The sequence below is a fragment of the Peptoniphilus hominis (ex Hitch et al. 2025) genome (genome assembly GCF_040096015.1).
Classification (GTDB): domain Bacteria; phylum Bacillota; class Clostridia; order Tissierellales; family Peptoniphilaceae; genus Peptoniphilus_A; species Peptoniphilus_A hominis.
Window position 1 is genome coordinate 76450 of sequence record NZ_JBBMFO010000002.1, and the last position, 18997, is coordinate 95446.

General features: G+C 34.3%; 25 protein-coding genes. All 25 read left to right on the forward strand.

The window, feature by feature from the left end; translation table 11 throughout:
* The first annotated feature begins 35 nt into the window (after positions 1 to 35).
* The 25 genes from WMO19_RS01895 (at position 36) to WMO19_RS02015 (ending at position 18986) form a co-directional block, all read left to right on the forward strand.
* Complete coding sequence (locus WMO19_RS01895) at positions 36 to 683, forward strand: P27 family phage terminase small subunit (protein ID WP_435891042.1); 648 nt, start codon at positions 36 to 38, stop codon at positions 681 to 683.
* A 5-nt stretch (positions 684 to 688) separates the two neighbouring features.
* Complete coding sequence (locus WMO19_RS01900; protein WP_349169981.1) at positions 689 to 1471, forward strand: S-adenosylmethionine synthetase N-terminal domain-containing protein; 783 nt, start codon at positions 689 to 691, stop codon at positions 1469 to 1471.
* Positions 1468 to 2703, forward strand: a complete 1236-nt coding sequence (locus WMO19_RS01905) for a site-specific DNA-methyltransferase (protein ID WP_349169982.1) — start codon at positions 1468 to 1470, stop codon at positions 2701 to 2703. The genes WMO19_RS01900 and WMO19_RS01905 overlap by 4 nt, the downstream gene beginning before the upstream one ends.
* The gene (locus WMO19_RS01910) at positions 2696 to 3706 is read left to right on the forward strand and encodes a DNA cytosine methyltransferase (protein ID WP_349169983.1); all 1011 of its coding nucleotides are present in this window, start codon (positions 2696 to 2698) and stop codon (positions 3704 to 3706) included. The genes WMO19_RS01905 and WMO19_RS01910 overlap by 8 nt, the downstream gene beginning before the upstream one ends.
* Positions 3707 to 3937, forward strand: coding sequence for a DUF6900 domain-containing protein (locus WMO19_RS01915; protein WP_316719473.1), 231 nt, complete (start codon positions 3707 to 3709; stop codon positions 3935 to 3937). It abuts the gene before it with no gap.
* Positions 3938 to 4029: 92 nt separating this feature from the next.
* Complete coding sequence (locus WMO19_RS01920) at positions 4030 to 5619, forward strand: terminase large subunit (protein ID WP_349169984.1); 1590 nt, start codon at positions 4030 to 4032, stop codon at positions 5617 to 5619.
* A gap of 44 nt (positions 5620 to 5663) precedes the next feature.
* Positions 5664 to 6083 (forward strand): nuclear transport factor 2 family protein, encoded by a 420-nt coding sequence (locus WMO19_RS01925; protein WP_002834879.1) that lies wholly within the window; start codon positions 5664 to 5666, stop codon positions 6081 to 6083.
* Between the two features lie 38 nt (positions 6084 to 6121).
* Positions 6122 to 7405: a phage portal protein gene (locus WMO19_RS01930; protein ID WP_435891043.1), complete on the forward strand. Its 1284-nt coding sequence runs from the start codon at positions 6122 to 6124 to the stop codon at positions 7403 to 7405.
* A complete protein-coding gene (locus WMO19_RS01935; RefSeq protein ID WP_349169985.1) occupies positions 7392 to 8078 on the forward strand; it encodes a head maturation protease, ClpP-related in 687 nt (228 codons plus the stop codon). The genes WMO19_RS01930 and WMO19_RS01935 overlap by 14 nt, the downstream gene beginning before the upstream one ends.
* Positions 8079 to 8082: 4 nt before the next feature.
* A complete protein-coding gene (locus WMO19_RS01940) occupies positions 8083 to 9273 on the forward strand; it encodes a phage major capsid protein (protein ID WP_349169986.1) in 1191 nt (396 codons plus the stop codon).
* Positions 9274 to 9283: 10 nt separating this feature from the next.
* Complete coding sequence (locus tag WMO19_RS01945) at positions 9284 to 9556, forward strand: head-tail connector protein (RefSeq protein ID WP_349169987.1); 273 nt, start codon at positions 9284 to 9286, stop codon at positions 9554 to 9556.
* A complete protein-coding gene (locus WMO19_RS01950; RefSeq protein ID WP_349169988.1) occupies positions 9556 to 9888 on the forward strand; it encodes a phage head closure protein in 333 nt (110 codons plus the stop codon). The genes WMO19_RS01945 and WMO19_RS01950 overlap by 1 nt, the downstream gene beginning before the upstream one ends.
* Positions 9885 to 10265 carry an HK97 gp10 family phage protein gene (locus WMO19_RS01955; protein WP_316125812.1) on the forward strand — a complete coding sequence of 127 codons (381 nt, stop codon included), beginning with the start codon at positions 9885 to 9887 and terminating at the stop codon, positions 10263 to 10265. Before WMO19_RS01950 ends, WMO19_RS01955 begins: the two co-directional genes overlap by 4 nt.
* On the forward strand, positions 10258 to 10602 hold the full coding sequence (locus WMO19_RS01960) for a hypothetical protein (RefSeq protein WP_349169989.1): 345 nt from the start codon (positions 10258 to 10260) through the stop codon (positions 10600 to 10602). Before WMO19_RS01955 ends, WMO19_RS01960 begins: the two co-directional genes overlap by 8 nt.
* Entirely contained in the window at positions 10595 to 11191 is a 597-nt protein-coding gene (locus WMO19_RS01965; RefSeq protein ID WP_008901312.1) for a major tail protein, read from the forward strand. Before WMO19_RS01960 ends, WMO19_RS01965 begins: the two co-directional genes overlap by 8 nt.
* Before the next feature lie 2 nt (positions 11192 to 11193).
* A complete protein-coding gene (locus WMO19_RS01970) occupies positions 11194 to 11550 on the forward strand; it encodes a hypothetical protein (RefSeq protein ID WP_019117844.1) in 357 nt (118 codons plus the stop codon).
* A 17-nt stretch (positions 11551 to 11567) separates the two neighbouring features.
* A complete protein-coding gene (locus tag WMO19_RS01975; protein WP_273498037.1) occupies positions 11568 to 11732 on the forward strand; it encodes a hypothetical protein in 165 nt (54 codons plus the stop codon).
* Positions 11733 to 11828: 96 nt separating this feature from the next.
* Positions 11829 to 12299 (forward strand): hypothetical protein, encoded by a 471-nt coding sequence (locus WMO19_RS01980; protein WP_349169990.1) that lies wholly within the window; start codon positions 11829 to 11831, stop codon positions 12297 to 12299.
* Between the two features lie 22 nt (positions 12300 to 12321).
* Positions 12322 to 12840, forward strand: coding sequence for a DUF2975 domain-containing protein (locus WMO19_RS01985; RefSeq protein ID WP_349169991.1), 519 nt, complete (start codon positions 12322 to 12324; stop codon positions 12838 to 12840).
* Between the two features lie 2 nt (positions 12841 to 12842).
* Positions 12843 to 13061, forward strand: a complete 219-nt coding sequence (locus tag WMO19_RS01990; protein WP_349169992.1) for a helix-turn-helix domain-containing protein — start codon at positions 12843 to 12845, stop codon at positions 13059 to 13061.
* Positions 13062 to 13145: 84 nt separating this feature from the next.
* The gene (locus tag WMO19_RS01995) at positions 13146 to 13418 is read left to right on the forward strand and encodes a type II toxin-antitoxin system RelB/DinJ family antitoxin (RefSeq protein WP_004812197.1); all 273 of its coding nucleotides are present in this window, start codon (positions 13146 to 13148) and stop codon (positions 13416 to 13418) included.
* The gene (locus tag WMO19_RS02000) at positions 13408 to 13686 is read left to right on the forward strand and encodes a type II toxin-antitoxin system YafQ family toxin (protein ID WP_349169993.1); all 279 of its coding nucleotides are present in this window, start codon (positions 13408 to 13410) and stop codon (positions 13684 to 13686) included. The genes WMO19_RS01995 and WMO19_RS02000 overlap by 11 nt, the downstream gene beginning before the upstream one ends.
* A gap of 488 nt (positions 13687 to 14174) precedes the next feature.
* On the forward strand, positions 14175 to 15398 hold the full coding sequence (locus tag WMO19_RS02005; RefSeq protein WP_349169994.1) for an IS110 family transposase: 1224 nt from the start codon (positions 14175 to 14177) through the stop codon (positions 15396 to 15398).
* 160 nt (positions 15399 to 15558) lie between these two features.
* Positions 15559 to 18624: a phage tail tape measure protein gene (locus WMO19_RS02010; protein WP_349169995.1), complete on the forward strand. Its 3066-nt coding sequence runs from the start codon at positions 15559 to 15561 to the stop codon at positions 18622 to 18624.
* On the forward strand, positions 18624 to 18986 hold the full coding sequence (locus WMO19_RS02015) for a hypothetical protein (protein ID WP_349169996.1): 363 nt from the start codon (positions 18624 to 18626) through the stop codon (positions 18984 to 18986). Before WMO19_RS02010 ends, WMO19_RS02015 begins: the two co-directional genes overlap by 1 nt.
* Positions 18987 to 18997 lie beyond the last annotated feature (11 nt).

The following is an 18997-nucleotide window of genomic DNA, read 5'->3' on the forward strand; positions in this document are numbered from 1 at the left end:
AGTCGTTATCTTAAAAGCTGATTTCCCTACCAACGGTGCCGCCCTCTCACGTACAAAAAAACGGGTTCAAAGGCCCTATTAAAGAAGATGATGAATTAGGAGGTGATACTATCGCTAAAGACGGAACATACAGAGGAGGAAGAAGAGTAAAAGCAGGAGGGAAACCACAGCCTGCTGCTGAAAAAATAGAAAAAGGTAAAAAAGTAGAAATACTAATGAATGATATTCCAACATTTACTCCAGAAGAAATAGATGCAGTTGATTTGCCAGATGGAGCAGTTCTTGATGGAACAGATATGCCAGCTCCTAGTGACTATCTATCTGCAAAGCAAAAGAATGGAATACCACTCGGTGCTGATGAAATATATAAAGAGACTTGGGGCTGGTTAAAGCAGAGAAACTGTGAGAACTTAGTAAACCAAAGACTACTAGAATCTTACTCTCAGGCTTTTGCAAGATATATTCAATGTGAAGAGGCAATCAGTCAATTTGGACTATTGGGGAAGCATCCTACAACTGGTGGAGTTATTGCATCTCCATTTGTACAGATGTCTAGTCAGTTTCAAAAGACAGCAAACCTTTTATGGTACGAAATCTATGACATAGTTAAAGAAAACTGTACTGAAGTTTATGAAGATTATGGGGAAGATATGATGGAAAAATTACTAAGGCAAAGGAGGTAATTATATTGTTTGAAAAAGTAAATCCAAAACATCCAGATAAAATAGCAGATTGTATAGCTGGTGCAATTGTAGATTTAGCATATAAAGAAAAAGATAATCCTAAAATAGCAGTTGAAGTTTTGCTGGGGCATGGAAATTGTCATGTAATTATTGAAACGGATTGTAATCTAAATAAAAAAGAAGTTGAAACAGCAATTAAGAGGATAGCTGGAGAGGTCATAGCAGATATTAAAATTGTAGAACAGGATATCCACCTATTAAATAATCAAAAAGAAAAGATAAGATGTGGAGACAATGGAATTTTTAAGGGAGTGCCTACATCAAATGAAGAAAAGAAACTATCTTTTATTGCTCGTGAAATTTATTCTAATTATCCTTACGATGGTAAATACATTCTTGATGGAGATAAACTCATCATCTGCCAGTCAAATGTATCTACAGAAATTTTAAAATCAATTTATCCAAGAGCAATTGTTAATCCATTAGGAGATTGGACTGGAGGATATAATGTTGATACTGGAGCAACTAATAGAAAACTCGGCTCAGATATGGGACGAGCAGTAACTGGTGGTGGTCTTCATGGTAAAGACCTATCCAAGGCTGATGTATCGATTAATATTTATGCCCACCTAAAGGCACAAGAGGAAAATAGAGAGATTGAATTATCCTGTGCAATCGGGGATGAAACTGTTGATGGTAGACCATATTCAGAAATTGTAGAAATTGCTAGAAACTACATTAATTTTATTGGTGGTTTTGAGGAATTTGCTAAGTGGGGGCTTATATGATTACAACCAAAGAAATGAAATTAGTAGATATTGAAAAACTTGTACCCTATGTAAATAATGCAAGAACTCACTCACAAGACCAGATTAATAAACTACGATCATCAATTCGAGAGTTTGGTTTCATCAATCCAGTTATTATTGATAAAAACTACGGAGTTATTGCAGGTCATGGAAGAATTATGGCAGCAAAGGAAGAAGGTATAAAAGAAGTACCTTGTGTCTTTGCAGATCATCTAAATGAGGCGCAGAAAAAAGCATATATACTAGCTGATAACAGAATGGCTCTTGATGCTGGATGGGATGAAGAACTATTAAGAGTAGAAATTGAATCCTTAGAAGATTATGGTTTTAATGTAGAACTTACTGGTTTTTCACCAGATGAACTATCTAATATCTTCGACTTAGGAAATGATACAGAAGATGATGACTTTGATATAGAGGAAGAATTGGAAAAACCTACTTTTTCTAAAGCTGGAGATATTTGGACATTAGGTAAACACAAACTTGTTTGTGGAGATTCTACTGATGAGACTATTTATGAGAAATTAATGGGAGAATCAAAAGCAAATCTTATCATCACAGACCCTCCATACAACGTAAACTATGAAGGAACAGCTGGAAAAATTAAAAATGACAATATGGAGCAAGGTAAATTCTATGAATTTTTACTGAGCTCCTTTTTGAATATGGAAAAGTTTCTCGCAGATGATGGTTCGATATATGTTTTCCATGCTGATACAGAAGGACTTAATTTTAGAAAGGCATTTCAAGATGCTGGATTTTATCTATCTGGTACTTGTATTTGGAAGAAACAGTCCCTTGTACTTGGAAGAAGTCCATACCAGTGGCAACATGAACCCATCCTATATGGCTGGAAGAAAAAAGGAAAACACAACTGGTACACAGGAAGGAAGGAGTCAACCATTTGGGAATTTGATAAACCAAGAAAAAATGGAGACCATCCTACTATGAAACCTATCCCACTTTTATCTTATCCGATTAAAAATTCATCAATGACAAACTCCATCGTACTTGATCCATTTGGTGGAAGTGGAAGTACACTAATAGCTTGTGAACAGACTGATAGAATTTGTAGGATGATAGAACTTGATGAAAAATTTGTAGATGTCATTGTAAATAGATTTATTGAATTGGTTGGCAGTGATAAAGATGTAAGCCTATTAAGAGAAGGAAAAGAGTATAAATACTCAGAGGTATCAAGAGATGAATAAGGAACTAACATTAGGTTCACTATTTGACGGCAGTGGAGGATTCCCTTTGGCTGCTATTTTTTGTGGAATAAAACCTATATGGGCATCGGAGGTTGGGCCTTTTCCAATAAGAGTTACACAGAAAAATCTACCTCAAGTTAAACATTTAGGAGATATAAAAGATATCGACGGGTCTGTAATTGAACATGTTGATATCATTTCCTTTGGTAGTCCTTGCCAAGATTTATCAATCGCTGGTAAAAGGGCAGGACTCGAAGGAAAAAAATCTAACCTTTTTTATGAGGCGATTAGAGTTATAAAAGAAATGAGGTGTAAAAGTAATGGTAAGTATCCAAGATACCTACTATGGGAAAATGTGCCAGGAGCCTTCTCATCTAACAAAGGGGAGGACTTTAGATGCGTCCTTGAAGAAATTACAAGAATTAAAGATTCCACACTTAAACTTTCTCGACCTTCGAGATGGCAAAGTGCAGGAGAAATCCTGGGAGATAATTTTTCCCTTGCTTGGAGAGTCCTTGATGCTAAATACTTCGGAGTGCCCCAACGAAGGAGAAGAATCTTCCTTATCGCAGATCTTGATGGAGGAAGTTCCAGAGAAATATTATTTGAGCAAAAAAGCTTGTCAGGGGATACTTCAGAGGGCTGCAAGAAAGGAAAAAGAAATACCAGAGCCATTAAAGAAGGCTTTAATAAGACAATCTGTTTAAATGACCAAGGTGGTCAAAGGATGGACTTTTATTCTGATGAAAGTGGAACCTTGAGAGCAAGTGGAGGAATTGCACCATTTGTTTTTGAAAATCACAGTCAAGACTCAAGGTATATCACAATGGGAAAAACAATTAACGAATTTTACGAAATCGACCTTCCTGAAGATTTAAGGATAGTAAGTTTAAAGTACAACAAGTTAGGAAGACTTCCAATTATAAGACTTGAGATTGGAGCAAGGTGGTTTGATGACTTTATAGACAATCTCCAAAGGAATAAGAAAAGAGGAGTGAGATAAATGACAAATCAAGAATCGAAAAGGCAATGCTTTTTAGATGCCACCAAAAGAATTAATGAAAAAAGGGATAAAGCACTTTTAGGAATTGCCAAGAAACATTCCTATGCAATAGAAGAAAGAGGAGACTTAGAAAAAAGAAACAATGATTCAGAAGACTTTTTAGAAGTTTCAGTATGGTCATTAAAAGAAATGTTAAAAGAGGCCTATGAATTAGGAAAACAAAATAATTAGAAATCAAGAAATTGAGCGAAGGCTCTTTTTCTCGTAGTGAACTAGCTAACGGCTAGTATTTTTTATGCTTATTTTTCAAGGAAGGAGGTCAAATGAAATATAAACCAAGTAAATTTATGCTACCTACATCTCACTATGATAAAAATAAAGCTGACTATGCTGTCACTTTTATAGAATGTCTTAAACACACAAAAGGTAGATGGGCAGGTAAAGACTTCAAGCTTATTGACTGGCAAGAAGAAATCATAAGAGACTTGTTTGGCATTGTGAAAGATACAGGATATCGACAATTTAATACTGCCTATATTGAAATACCAAAGAAGATGGGAAAATCAGAACTTGCAGCTGCTGTGGCACTCCTCCTTACTTGTGGTGATGGAGAAGAAAGAGCAGAAGTTTATGGATGTGCTGCCGATAGACAACAAGCAACTATAGTTTTTGATGTTGCAGCTGATATGGTAAGGATGAGTCCAGCCCTATCTAAAAGAGTAAAAATTCTAGCATCTCAAAAGAGAATGATATATAAGCCGACCAATTCCTTCTATCAAGTTTTATCTGCAGAGGCTTATTCAAAACACGGATTTAATATTCATGGTGTAGTCTTTGACGAACTTCATACTCAACCTAACAGAAAGTTATTTGATGTAATGACAAAAGGCTCTGGTGATGCAAGAACCCAGCCCTTATATTTTCTTATAACAACTGCAGGAACAGATACGAAATCAATCTGCTACGAGACGCATCAAAAGGCAGTGGACATACTTGAAGGCAGAAAAACTGATCCAACTTTTTATCCTGTTATTTATGGAGCAGACAGAGAAGATGATTGGACAGATGAAAAAGTATGGCATAAGGCAAATCCTTCTCTTGGAATTACAGTTCCAATAGAAAAAGTAAGACAAGCCTGTGAATCAGCTAAGCAAAACCCAACTGAAGAAAATGCATTCAGACAGTTAAGGTTAAATCAGTGGGTCAAGCAAGCAATTAGGTGGATGCCTATGGAAAAATGGGATCTATGTAATTTTGCTGTTAATGAAGAAGAACTAAAAGGTAAAGTTTGCTATGGTGGTCTTGACCTATCAAGCACAACGGATATTACAGCTTTTGTTTTAGTCTTTCCTCCAATAGATGAAGATGATAAATATCAAATATTACCTTACTTTTGGTTGCCAGAAGACAGCCTCGACATAAGAGTAAAAAGAGACCATGTGAACTACGACCTATGGAAAAAACAGGGCTACATTCAGACAACAGAAGGTAATGTTGTTCATTATGGTTTTATAGAAAAATTTATCGAAGACTTAGGCGAGATATATAACATACGAGAAATTGCCTTTGACAGGTGGGGAGCAGTTCAGATGGTTCAAAACTTAGAAGACATGGGTTTTACAGTCGTTCCTTTTGGTCAAGGATTTAAAGACATGTCTCCACCAACTAAAGAATTGATGAAACTAACTCTCGAAAGAAAAATAGCCCACGGAGGTCATCCAGTATTAAGGTGGATGATGGATAATATCTTCATACGAACTGATCCTGCTGGGAACATAAAGGCAGATAAGGAAAAATCTACAGAAAAGATAGATGGAGTTATTGCTACAATTATGGCTCTTGACAGAGCTATAAGGTGTGGTAATGATACAAGTGAATCGGTTTATGACGATAGGGGGTTGATTGTTTTTTAATATGGGTATATAGATAAAATAGAAACATTTTTGAGGTGATATTCATGAGGAATAGAGAAGATATTATTCGTTTATGGTTTGATATGTGGATAAAAAAACAAGACTTAGGAATTAAAGATATTTTTGCTAATGATATTGTGTATACAGAAAGTTGGGGGCCAAAGTATAATAATCGCAGTACACTCGAGTTATGGTTTAAAGAATGGAACAGTCGTGCAAAAGTTGAAACATGGGATATTGTACAATTTTTAGACTTTAAAGACCAATCAATTGTGGAATGGCATTTTAAATCAGTGATGAATAATGGGAAAATTGATGAATTTAATGGAATTTCTTTGGTTAAATGGGATTTTGATAATAAAATAATAGAATTAAAAGAATTTGGATGTAATATAGATAATTATAATCCATATGCTTATGGAGAGATTCCTAAATTTAGAAAAGAAAAGTCAAAGTGGTTTTAACATATATTCATGATATTTTTTAGCATCTACATTAGTAGGTGCTTTTTTCATGCCTACTTTTAGGAGGTGGTAATATAAACATTTTAAACTTAATATTCAAGTCGAGAGATAAACCTAAAGACGGGGAGAGAATATCTTCATCGTCTTTTTTATTTGGGAGAACACCAGCAGGAATAAATGTCAACGAATTTACTGCTATGCAGATGACAGCAGTTTATTCATGTGTGAGAGTCCTTGCTGAAACCTTAGCAGGACTTCCTCTTCATTTATATAAAAGAGGAAATTCTAATTCAAAGGAAAAAGCAAAAGACCATGCCATATATTTTATTTTGCACGATGAACCAAATACTGAGATGACTTCATTTGTATTTAGAGAAACACTGATGACCCATCTACTACTTTGGGGTAATGCCTACGCTCAGATAATTCGTAATGGAAGAAATGAAGTTATTGGTCTCTATCCACTAATGCCAAATAAAATGACTGTTATGAGAAGTGAAGATGGAGACATCTTTTATAAATACAATTACAAATCAGAAGAAGTTTATCTTTTAAAAGAAGATGTTCTTCATATACCTGGACTTGGTTTTGATGGTCTTATTGGTTACTCGCCAATCACCATGGCCAAGAATGCTATTGGTATGGCTATGGCATGTGAAGATTATGGTGCTAGCTTTTTCCAAAATGGAGCACAACCAGGTGGGGTTTTAGAGCATCCAGGTATTATTAAAGACCCAGAAAGAGTAAGGGAGTCATGGAATGCAGCCTTTCAAGGGCCTAAAAACGCCAACAAAGTGGCTGTACTTGAAGAAGGGATGAAATACCAACCGATTGCTATTGCGCCAAGTGAAGCCCAGTTTTTGGAAACAAGAAAGTTTCAGTTAAATGAGATAGCAAGAATATTTAGAATACCACCTCATATGATTGGCGACTTGGAGAAGTCATCATTTTCAAATATAGAACAGCAGTCGCTTGAATTTGTTAAATACACTCTTGACCCTTGGATTGTTCGTTGGGAGCAATCTTTGGAAAGAGCACTATTAACAAAGAAAGAAAAAGAATCCTACTTTATTAAATTTAATCTTGATGGACTTCTGAGGGGAGACTATGAATCAAGAATGAATGGATATGCTGTAGGAAGACAGAATGGTTGGATGAGTGCAAATGACATAAGAGAACTGGAAAACTTGGATAGGATATCAGCTGAAGAAGGCGGTGACCTATATCTTGTAAATGGAAATATGCTACCACTTGATAAGGCAGGGTCATTCTATGAGAGTAAAAGAAACGGAGGTAAAAATATCGAGAATGAACAAAAATAAAATATTTTGGAATTGGAAAAAGGATTCAAATGAACTCTATATAGATGGAGTTATTGCGGAAGAGTCTTGGTTTGATGATGAAATCACACCAAGGCTCTTTTTTGAAGAATTAAAAAATAAAAGTGGAGACATAACTGTGTGGATCAACTCCCCTGGTGGAGATTATATTGCAGCATCAAGAATTTACACCATGCTTTTAGAACACAAGGGAAATGTAACCATTAAGATTGACGGACTTGCAGCATCAGCAGCATCGGTCATTGCTATGGCAGGAACTGAAGTGTTGATGAGTCCCACATCCCTAATGATGATTCACAATCCTTTAACTGTAGCCATTGGCGACTCAAAAGAAATGCAAAAAGCTATAGACATGTTAAAGGAAGTCAAGGAATCAATCATCAATGCCTATGAGATTAAAACTGGTTTATCCCGAGAAGAGATTTCTAATCTAATGGATGGAGAGACTTGGTTTGATAAGAATAAGGCCATTGAGATGGGGTTTTGTGATGGAACTCTCACTGATAAAAGAAAAGATGAAAAAGTTACGAATATGGTCTTTTCGAGGAGAGCAGTTACAAATTCACTTTTAACAAAGATAAATAAAGAAGTGAAGACTCACTCAATGAGTGAAGTAGAAGAAAGATTAAACAAAATTAAAAATACTTGGAGGTAAATATATGAATTTAAAAGAATTAATGGAAAAGAGAACTAAAGCTTGGGATGAGGCAAAGGCTTTTGCTGAATCTAAGAAAGATGAAAATGGACTAATGTCTGACGAAGACTTTAGGACTTATGAAGAGATGGAAAGAACTATCGAGAATTATACTCGTGAAATTGAGAGAAAGAAGAGGGAAGAAAAAATGGATAAAACTTTAGAAAAACCTACTACTCAAACACTAACAAATGAACCCGCTGCATTTAATGAAGAAGATAAACCAATGAGAGCAAGAAATGTCTATAAAAAGTCTATGATGAAGGCATTAAGAACTAACTTTAGAGATATTTCCAATGAATTAAAAGTCGGAACAGATGAAAGTGGTGGATATTTAGTTCCAGAAGAAATGGAAGCAGATATTGTAAATGGTCTTGTAGATGAAAATATTGTAAGAAAACTAGCTACTAAAGTTCAAACTTCTGGACTTCATAAAATTAATATTGCAGCTACAAAGCCTGCTGCTCTATGGGTAGAAGAAGGTGGTCAACTTACTTTTGGAGATGGCACATTCGATCAAGTATCTCTTGATGCGCATAAACTCCATGTTGGAATTAAAGTAACTGAAGAGCTTCTCTATGATGCAGCCTTTAATTTAGAAAAATACATCACTGAAGAATTTACTAGAGCGTTAGCAAATGCTGAAGAGGACGCTTTCTTAAATGGTGACGGAGTAAACAAGCCTACAGGAATTTTTGATTCTAAAAAGGGTGGAGAACTTGGTGTGACAACAAAGGCCCAAACAATTACTGCAGATGAACTAATTGATTTAGTTTACTCTCTAGATAGACCATATAGAAAGAAAGCAGCCTTCATTTTAAATGATGCAACAGTTGCTCAGATTAGAAAGCTTAAAGATGTTAATGGTGCATATATTTGGCAACCATCACTTAAGGATGGAGAACCAGATAGACTTTTAGGATATCCTGCTTACACATCAGCCTTTGCTCCTAAAGCTGAAAAGGGAAAACTTGCAGTAGCCTTTGGCGATTTTTCATATTACAAGATTGGAGATAGGGGAAATAGGTCTTTCCAAGACTTAAAGGAACTATTTGCTGGTAATGGCATGGTTGGTTTCTTAGGTAAAGAAAGAGTTGATGGAATCTTAGTTTTAAGAGAAGCAGTTAAACTATTAAAAATCGGTGCTACTGCCTAAGGAGTAAATTATGATTACTCTTGAGGAGGCAAAGTCCTATTTAAGAGTGGATTTTGATGATGAGGATGAGATGATTAATTCTCTCATCCAGTCATCAATAAAACACTCTATGGATGTAGCTAGGGTTAATAGTGAAGAAGACCTTTCTAAAAATTCAAATGGAAAGATAGCCGTCCTCTATATGACTGCTTATCTTTATGAGCATAGAGAAGAGGCAGATTATTCTGAACTAAACTTAACTCTAAGGGCTTTATTATTTGGAATGAGAAAGGCTGAATTCTAATGAAGATATCGGATTTAAATAGAAAGATAATCTTTCAAAATAAAAATGTTGAGGTAGATGAAATTGGTAACCATAAATCAGTATGGGCAGATTATCTAGAAACGTCAGCCTATATATCTTTTCAAGGTAAAGGAGAAGAAGTTTTTCTTGGTATGGAAGTAGATAGGTCAGATATTTCTTTTACTGTAAGATTTCAAAATAGTCTAAAGAACATTAATACTTCAGAGTACAGAATTCTATTTAAAGATGAAAAGTACAATATCATCTCAATTGACTTTATGAACTACAAGAACAGATTTATAAAGTTTAGATGTAGGAAGGTGAGTAGATGAATGTAAAAATTGAAAACCTCGCCAATGAAATAATGAAGGGCTTAGAAGAATATTCTGATATGGCAACAGATGAAGTCAAAAAGGAAGTTAAAAAGGCTGGTAGCAATATTAGAAAAGACATACAAGAAAATGCACCTGTAGGAGAAACAAAGAAATATTCTAAGTCCTGGTCTGTAAAAACTATGAAAGAAACATCAAACTCAATAGAACTCGTAGTTCACTCAAGAAATAGATATCAACTGGCTCATCTACTTGAAAAAGGTCATGTTCTTAGGCAGGGAGGAAGAGTATCTGCTAAACCTCACATTGGACCAGCTGAGGAGAAAGGAGTAAGAGAATTGGAAGAAAATATAATGAGGAAATTACAAGATGGATAGGCTATTAAAAATAATTGAAGATATGGGACTTCCATTTGCATACTCTCACTTTGCTGAAGGAGAAAGTCCAGATCCACCATTTATGGTCTATCTATTTCCAAAGAATAAACACTTCGGTGCAGATGGATATGTATATTATAAAAACACCCAGATAGACTTAGAACTTTACACTGATAAGAAAGATTTAAAATTAGAAGAAAATATAGAAGAGATACTTGATAGAGAAAAAATCTATTATGAGAAATCTGAAGTTTGGATTGAATCAGAAAGACTCTATGAAGTTTTGTATGAATTCACACTTAATTTAAAAATCATGGAGGTAAATAATAATGGCTAATAAAGTTAAATTTAATATTTGTAACGTACACTACGCTCTCTTTGATAAAACCGAAGAGGGCGTTATTAAATATAAGACACCAGTGCCAATGCCTGGTGCTGTTTCAATTTCATTGGATCCTAATGGAGAGCCTGAAAGCTTTTATGCAGATGGAATTGAATACTACACTATTTCAAACAATATGGGATATGACGGAGATTTGGAAATCGCTCTTATTCCAGAATCCTTTAGGACTGATGTTTTGATGGAAAAATCAGACTCCAATAAAGTTCTAATTGAGTCTTCAAACTCTGAAACTGCAAACTTTGCACTGTTATTTGAGTTTGATGGAGACCAAAAGAAAATCCGTCACGTCATGTATAACTGTTCAGCAGCAAGACCTACTCTCGAAGGAGAAACTAATGAAGAATCAAGAGAAGTTCAACCAGAAACCTTATCTATCCAAGCAAGACCACTTCCAAATGGAAATGTAAAGGCTAGAACAGGTGAAGAAACTACGAAGGAAACTTACGATGGTTGGTATAAGTCAGTCTATATGCCAACAGAAACTACAGTAACACCTTCAAGAGCAAGTGTTGGAGGTAAATAAATATGGCACTAACCAAGAAAATTCAAATCGATGGGAAAGAAGTTGTTTTCCGTGCATCAGCAGCTATCCCAAGAATCTATAGACTTAAATTTGGAAGAGATATCTTCAAAGACTTAATGGAACTTGAAAAATCCATGAAGAAAAATGATGAAGATAAATCCAATCTAGATATAGGCTCATTAGAACTATTTGAAAACATAGCCTATGTAATGGCTAAACATGGAGATAAATCTGTGCCAGATAGTCCAGAAGAATGGTTAGATAATTTCTCAACCTTTTCCATTTATCAAATTCTGCCACAGCTAATTGAGTTGTGGGGACTTAATATAAAATCGGAAGAAGTTCCTAAAAAAAAGTAAGACCAACAGAAAGGCCAATGACTACAGCATTATTCCTATTAAGGGCTGTAGAATTAGGTCTTTCTGTTTCTGATTTATCCCTATTAACAATTGGACTTGTCAATGATATGTTTACAGAAAAGAATAATGATGAATATAAATACAAAGAAGTAGCTACGCAAGAAGATTATGATAAGTTTTAAGTCATTACAAATGATATTGACAAACTATAATTATTGTTTTACAATAATAATCAAAGATAATTATCGTTTTACAATAATTCAATGGGGAGGATTATCATGAGAAAAAGATTTTTAATAATGGCTATTTTTCTTGTTTTTTCTATAGTTTTAACTTCTTGTAGTCAAAATACTACAACAGAACAAACAAGTAGTAAAAAAGAAGAAAAGATTGAAATATTTGATTCTAACAATAAAAAAATTGTAGAAACAGAAGAACAAGAAGTTATAGACGACTTTAGTTATTTGACAGGAATGAGTGTAGAAAATATTAATGATAAAAACTTCGATGATTATTTTAAAGAAATACCAGATGATGCAATAGAGTCTTACCACTTCTTATTTACCACCAAGAGAGAGGATAAAAAAGCTACAAAGATAGATTTTTATATTTATGAAAATTATCCATATATTACAATGAAGGGAATGCCCTTGATGCCTTCTTCATTAACCTGGGAACTTTCTAAAGAAGATTTAAATTATTTGAATGATAGAGTACAAGAATGGAAAGATGTAGATGATAATAGATAAACGAAAGTGTTGAGGAGAAGTTATGAAGAGTTTTATTTTTAAAATAGCGATTATATTATCTAAGGTTTTAAGATATATTTCATATTTAGGAGCAGGTTTTACCTTGCTTGGAAGTGTATTAACTCTGATTTTTAAAGATGATGTAATACAAGAAGTTGCCTATCAATTTAATCTACAAGAAGTTTCACTTCCTTTTATTATTTATTCATGCTTAAGTGCCCTTATGATATTCATTGTTGCTGGTTTCTCATTGGATAAATTTGAGAAGATTTTAGTGAATTTAGAGAAGAAAGATTATTTTTCTGACTTAAATTCAAAATATTCGAAAAACATTTTAATAGCCATTCTAATTTTGACAACTTGCCAAATTATTTCTAAGCTAGTTTTTAATTATTTTAAAGTTGACGATGTTAGCGGTGTTTTTAATTTAACTATTAAGGACTATTTAACGAATATAATTTTGATGGTTATAGCATTTTCATCAATGATGATATTTAATTCGGGAAAATCCTTAAAAGAAGATTCGGAAAGTATAATTTGAAAATGAAGGATCAAATAATTATAAATCTAGATCAAGCGTTAAAAAAGAAAAATATGACATCGAAAGAGCTTGCAGCAAGAATAGGGATAACCGAAGCAAATTTATCAATATTAAAAACAGGAAAGGCCAAAGGTATTAGATTTAATACTTTAGCTAGCATTTGTAAAGAGCTTGATTGTCAACCAGGTGATTTATTGGAGTACGTTTATAACGAAGAGTAATAACGTATTCAACATATAAGATAATGACAATGTGTTGACTACGCACGAATTTAGTCATATAATAATCTCAAAGGAGATGATGAAATGGCTACAACAAATTTGAATATAAGAACAGATAAAGAAATAAAAGAAGCAGCAGAAAAAATCTATTCCAGTTTAGGCTTAAATATGACTACTGCAATTAACATGTTTTTAAGGGCGAGTATTAGAGAAAGTGGAATTCCCTTTGATTTAAAACTTAATGTTCCAAGTGATGAAACTATAAAAGCGATTGAAGAAGGAAGAATGATAGCCAAAGATACGAATGTGAAATCCTATGACAATATGGATGACTTGAGGAAAGCCCTTGAAGTATAAAATAAAGTTTACTAAAAGATTTAAAAAAGACCTAAAGCAAGCTAAAAAACAAGGAAAAGATATTGAAAAGCTCTTTGAAATTATCGAGAAATTAGCAGAAGATGAAACTCTTGATGAAAGATATAGAGACCATTCATTAACGGGAAATTACAAGGGGACTCGTGAATGTCATATAGAGTCAGATTTTTTATTAATATATGAAAAAATAGAAGAGGTTTTAGTATTATCTCTAGTAAGGACTGGCTCACACTCTGAATTATTTAAGTAACAACGATGAATTCAAAAAGATAGTGAGGGAATTAAATGGTAAAAAAGAAATTATGGTTGATACTAGCAATAATTGCATTTGTCACACTTATATTATCAATATACATGTCACATAAAACTGGAAAAACAGAGTATGCGTAGATAATTGGTTCTATGCTTTTTGGTATAGGGTGTGGTAGCAAATACGCCAATGAGAAGAACACTAAATAACTATTAAAGACTATAAGCATCTATCAAAATGGTAGGTGCTTTTTAGTACCATAAATAGTGTAAGAAAGAAAGTAATTTCTATCTTGCACTATTTTTGTATAATGAAGAAGTAGTATGACGAGGCGCTTTTAGGGTTAAACATCCGCCAACAAAACTGTCAACTACCTCTTCATTATTCATATTCGGTTAAGCAGGTTGGGCAAAACGTCCGTGTCACGAGCTAAAATGAGTGTAATGGTGCAGGTAGAAACTACAAATTAAAAGAAAGAGGGTAATAAAATGATATCTATAGGAATAGATATAGCAAAAGAAAAGTTTACAGTTTGTGCACTAGAACAAGGTAGCAAAATCATTCGGAAGCCTTTTGATATTAATCTTAAGAAAACAAAAGTAGAGGAATTTTTAAAGAAACTAGATGCGTTAAATGAAGAAGTGAAAATAGTCATGGAAGCAACAGGAAAATATCATCTTCCAATCCTCTATGAATTAAAAGACAAAGGATACTTTGTAACTGTAATAAATCCCTTAAAAATGAAACAGTTTTGTCGAGTACTCAACTTTAGAAAATCAAAAAATGATAATATAGATGCCATACAAATAGCCGAATATGGCTTGATGTACTGGAAAGAATTACAAGAATACAAAGTAGATTCAGAAAGTTTCAGAGTCCTAAAAGAATTAAACAGATCCTATCAACACTATATGGACTTAAGAATCAATCAAATGAACTTCATAGACCAAACAATAAATCAAACATTTCCAGGAATAAAGAAATTAATTCCACATGGATCTAATGATTTTTCAAAAGACAAACTATTAGATTTCTTAGAAACATGGTGGCATAAAAACCTAGTATTAGAAAAACCAGAAGAAAAATTCATAGAAGAATTTAAAAACTGGGCAAAAGAAAAGAGATACCATCCTAATGCTGAAAAAGCTAAATCCATATACAAGCTCGCAGAGGAAAGTATCTCAACTCAACCTTCTAGTAGCTCATATATAAAAATGAACATACAAGAAGGAATAGAATTGATCAAACATATAAATCAAATTCTACATACTATTTTATCACAAATGATAGAAATTGCCGAGCCCTTAGAAGAATATCAAGAGGCAAAGAAATTCTCAGGAATATCAGATAAATTAGCAGTACAAATCACAGCAGAATTTGGAGACTTATCAAAATTTAAAAACAAAAAAAGTTTGATATCCTTTGTAGGAATAGATTCACCTCCATATGAGTCAGGGAATTTTAAAGCAGACCAGAGAAAAATAACAAAAAGAGGCAATGCAATACTAAGAAAAGTAGGTTACCAAGCTATGAAATGTATGATGAGCGCTAAAGATCCTGAAAATGATATATATCAATATATGGTGAAAAAAGAAAAAGATGGGAAAGCAAAAAAAGTATGTAAATTTGCAGGACTAAATAAATTCTTAAGAATCTACTATGCAAAAGTTATGGCATTAAAACAAGAAAAGATGTTGTTAAAAGCAGCCTAGAATTAAAAATATAATAGTTAAAACAAGCCGATAGTAACCGGCTTATTTGCCATGCTCAAATTTAAATTCTAATTAACAAGGAGAAAAGCAAAATTAATTTTACTTTTCTCCTTGACTTTTGTTAGCAGGTTTTGATGCTCAAAATTAAGGAGGTGAGATATTGGCAAATAGAATAAAAGGGATAACTGTTGAGATTGGTGGAGATACTACCAAATTACAGACTGCACTAAAACAAGTAAATACGGAGATTAAACATACTCAGTCTGAACTTCGTGATGTCAATAAACTTCTTAAACTTGACCCTGGAAATACAGAACTTATCTCACAAAAGCATAAGCTATTAGGACAGACCTTAGAAGAAACAAAGAACAAATTAACTTCTTTGAAAGAGGCACAAAAACAAGCTGAACAGGCTCTTGCAGAAGGTAAGATCTCCCAAGAGCAATATGATGCCCTTAAACGTGAGATTATTGAAACAGAACAAGCCCTAAAGTCTCTAGAAAGACAAGGGGCAACCACTAATCAAACTCTTCAGAATATAGCTATTACTGGGGAAAAATGGCAAAACACAGGGCAAAATATTGAAAACGTAGGAAGAAAAATGATGCCAGTATCTCTTGCAGTAGCAGGTCTTGGGGTAGCAGCTGTGAAGACTGCATCAGATTTCGATTCTGGTATGTCCAAGGTAAAAGCAGTATCTGGTGCAACTGGATCTGACTTTGATGCTTTAAGAGAGAAAGCACGTGAAATGGGAGCAAAGACAAAGTTCTCAGCAAGTGAAGCAGCTGATGCTATGAACTACATGGCAATGGCTGGTTGGAAAAGTAAAGACATGATTAGTGGTATTGAAGGAGTCATGAACCTTGCTGCAGCTAGTGGTGAGGATCTAGCTACCACTTCAGATATCGTAACAGATGCCCTTACAGCCTTTGGTCTAAAAGCCGAAGACTCTTCTCACTTTGCTGATGTTCTTGCTGCTGCATCATCGAATGCCAATACCAACGTTTCATTAATGGGTGAAACCTTTAAATATGCAGCTCCTATTGCTGGGACCCTTGGCTATTCAGTTGAAGATACAGCAGTAGCTATAGGTTTAATGGCTAACGCAGGAATTAAAGGTTCACAAGCAGGTACAGCTTTAAGATCTGGACTAACAAGACTCGCTTCACCAACTAAAGAAGTAATTAATGGAATGTCCATGTTGGGCTTATCTATTGAAGATGTACAGGGGCTTTCACTTGATGAAACACTAAGTACCTTTAGAGTTGCCTTTGCCAATTTAGATGGGACTCAAAAAGCACAAGCGGCATCCATGATATTTGGTAAAAATGCCATGTCTGGGATGTTGGCAATTATAAATGCCAGTGAAAAAGACTATAACAGTTTGAGTGATGCCATTTATAATGCAGATGGAACAGCAGAAAAAATGGCTGCTACTATGCAGGATAACCTGGCTGGTCAATTAAAGATTTTACAATCTGCTTTAGAAGAATTAGCCATATCCTTTGGAGAACTTTTAATGCCTGCTGTTAGAAAAGCAGTAGATATATTAACAAAACTGGTAAATGGACTTAATGCCCTTCCAGGTCCAGTAAAAGGTATTATTGCAGGTATCGGTCTTTTTATATCTGCTCTTGGACCTGTACTTATGATTGTAGGAAAACTTATCTGGTCAATAGGAACTATTATGACCAAAGGGCCTCTAATAGTAGGAGGAATAACTAAGATAGTTGGAATCTTTACAGGTACACTTATACCAGCAATCACTGCAGTAGTATCAGCTATAGGTATTGTCCCTATTGCTATTGGTGCAGTAATAGCTGGACTTGTTCTTTTATGGAAGAAGTGCGACTGGTTTAGAGAAGGACTTATTTCTATTTGGGAAACTATCAAGGAATCAACTGTTGCTATTTGGAATGGAATAAATGAATTCTTCGTAAACCTTTGGCAAGGGATATCAGATTCATGGACAAAATCGTGGACTGAGATTACTACTTTCTTATCAGAATTCTGGTCTGGATTTATTGAAGGAGTTAAGACAACTTGGAAAGGCATCAAGGACTTCTTTGCCAACCTATGGAATGGACTTTCTGAAGGGTGGAACAGTATATGGACATCTATAACAACTTTTCTAACTGAATCTTGGAATACCTTTATTGAGGGAGCCAAGAGTTTATGGCAAAGTTTAGGAGAATTCTTTACAAGCCTTTGGACTGGAATTCAAACTACTTTTACCAATATATGGACAGCTATCTCAACTAAAACCACAGAAGTATTTACAGCAGTTGGAGAGTTTATCAGGACTACTTGGGAAGGTATTAGGACTTTAATTTCAACAGTTCTGGATGCAATTAAAGTAAAAGTAGAGACTATTTGGAATGGACTAAAAGAGTTTTTAACAACAGTCATTACTGCCATTGGAACATTTATATCCACATCCTGGACAAACATAAAAACGACTATTGAGACTATCTTGACTTCTATTAAGACAGTCCTTGAATCAATCTGGAATAGGATAAAGACCTTTATATCATCAACGATGAATAACATTAAGTCCTTTGTTTCATCTGCTTGGAATTCAATAAAGTCGACTATTTCCTCTGCAGTGAATACTGCAAAGTCAGCAGTATCGTCTGCATTTAATTCTATGAGATCAAGTATTTCATCGACCATGTCAAATATTCAGTCCACTATTAGAAATGGATTTAATAATGCGGTTAATCATATTAAGAATTTGGCATCTCAAGCTTATACATGGGGAGCCGATATGATTAACGGAATTGCAAGAGGGATTAGAAGTGCGATTAGCAATGTGACATCTGCTGTATCGAATGTAGCATCAACTATTAGGTCTTACTTGCACTTTTCAGTTCCAGATGTTGGCCCACTTACCGACTATGAATCATGGATGCCAGACTTCATGGAAGGTCTATCTAAGGGGATAGAAAAGAGCAGAAGATTAGTACAATCTTCAATGAAAAATGTCGCAAGTGATTTGGTTTTAAGCCCAAACATATCAGCTGTTGGCATAGGTGGACATGATAAAGAATCAGCTATAAATGGAATTGATATAGGAAGGCAAATATCTGATGCACTTGCAAATATTAATTTAAAATCAGAAAATACTGGGGATATAGTCATACCAGTTTATCTTGGAGGTACTCTCCTTGATGAAGTTATTGTCAATGCATCTATGCGCAAGAATTTAAGAAGTGGAGGTAGGTAATGAAATATCAATCATATTTAATTATTGAGGGAGTAGACCTGCCTCTACCAAATTCTTATGATTTGGAGTTTAGAGATATAGAGGCAGATACTGGAGGCGAGACAGAGGCAGGAACTATTCAAAGAGATATTGTTAGAAACAAAGTAGCAAGCATATCTGTAGTTTTTTCTTGTAGTCCTAAGCTTGTAAAGACATTGAGTAGTCTTGCTAACAAGTCTAACCTTAAAGTTAAATTCTTAGATACAGAAATGTTGGAACTAAAATATGCACAAATGTATATAGACAAGTTTCAAGTCAAATTAATAAAAGATACTTCTTATAAAGGATTGTGGGAAGTATCTTTTTCATTGGAGGAATACTAATGACCTAACCC

What these genes read in the sequence shown, in the direction of transcription:
- WMO19_RS01965 (WP_008901312.1), top strand. Translation starts at nt 10,595, where the DNA reads ATGGCTAATAAAGTTAAATTTAATATTTGTAACGTACACTACGCTCTC.
- WMO19_RS01970 (WP_019117844.1), top strand. Translation starts at nt 11,194, where the DNA reads ATGGCACTAACCAAGAAAATTCAAATCGATGGGAAAGAAGTTGTTTTC.
- WMO19_RS01920 (WP_349169984.1), top strand. Translation starts at nt 4,030, where the DNA reads ATGAAATATAAACCAAGTAAATTTATGCTACCTACATCTCACTATGAT.
- WMO19_RS01940 (WP_349169986.1), top strand. Translation starts at nt 8,083, where the DNA reads ATGAATTTAAAAGAATTAATGGAAAAGAGAACTAAAGCTTGGGATGAG.
- WMO19_RS01960 (WP_349169989.1), top strand. Translation starts at nt 10,258, where the DNA reads ATGGATAGGCTATTAAAAATAATTGAAGATATGGGACTTCCATTTGCA.
- WMO19_RS01915 (WP_316719473.1), top strand. Translation starts at nt 3,707, where the DNA reads ATGACAAATCAAGAATCGAAAAGGCAATGCTTTTTAGATGCCACCAAA.
- WMO19_RS01975 (WP_273498037.1), top strand. Translation starts at nt 11,568, where the DNA reads ATGACTACAGCATTATTCCTATTAAGGGCTGTAGAATTAGGTCTTTCT.
- WMO19_RS01950 (WP_349169988.1), top strand. Translation starts at nt 9,556, where the DNA reads ATGAAGATATCGGATTTAAATAGAAAGATAATCTTTCAAAATAAAAAT.
- WMO19_RS01945 (WP_349169987.1), top strand. Translation starts at nt 9,284, where the DNA reads ATGATTACTCTTGAGGAGGCAAAGTCCTATTTAAGAGTGGATTTTGAT.
- WMO19_RS01935 (WP_349169985.1), top strand. Translation starts at nt 7,392, where the DNA reads ATGAACAAAAATAAAATATTTTGGAATTGGAAAAAGGATTCAAATGAA.
- WMO19_RS01990 (WP_349169992.1), top strand. Translation starts at nt 12,843, where the DNA reads ATGAAGGATCAAATAATTATAAATCTAGATCAAGCGTTAAAAAAGAAA.
- WMO19_RS01980 (WP_349169990.1), top strand. Translation starts at nt 11,829, where the DNA reads ATGAGAAAAAGATTTTTAATAATGGCTATTTTTCTTGTTTTTTCTATA.
- WMO19_RS01995 (WP_004812197.1), top strand. Translation starts at nt 13,146, where the DNA reads ATGGCTACAACAAATTTGAATATAAGAACAGATAAAGAAATAAAAGAA.
- WMO19_RS02005 (WP_349169994.1), top strand. Translation starts at nt 14,175, where the DNA reads ATGATATCTATAGGAATAGATATAGCAAAAGAAAAGTTTACAGTTTGT.
- WMO19_RS02015 (WP_349169996.1), top strand. Translation starts at nt 18,624, where the DNA reads ATGAAATATCAATCATATTTAATTATTGAGGGAGTAGACCTGCCTCTA.
- WMO19_RS01925 (WP_002834879.1), top strand. Translation starts at nt 5,664, where the DNA reads ATGAGGAATAGAGAAGATATTATTCGTTTATGGTTTGATATGTGGATA.
- WMO19_RS01955 (WP_316125812.1), top strand. Translation starts at nt 9,885, where the DNA reads ATGAATGTAAAAATTGAAAACCTCGCCAATGAAATAATGAAGGGCTTA.
- WMO19_RS01905 (WP_349169982.1), top strand. Translation starts at nt 1,468, where the DNA reads ATGATTACAACCAAAGAAATGAAATTAGTAGATATTGAAAAACTTGTA.
- WMO19_RS01985 (WP_349169991.1), top strand. Translation starts at nt 12,322, where the DNA reads ATGAAGAGTTTTATTTTTAAAATAGCGATTATATTATCTAAGGTTTTA.
- WMO19_RS01910 (WP_349169983.1), top strand. Translation starts at nt 2,696, where the DNA reads ATGAATAAGGAACTAACATTAGGTTCACTATTTGACGGCAGTGGAGGA.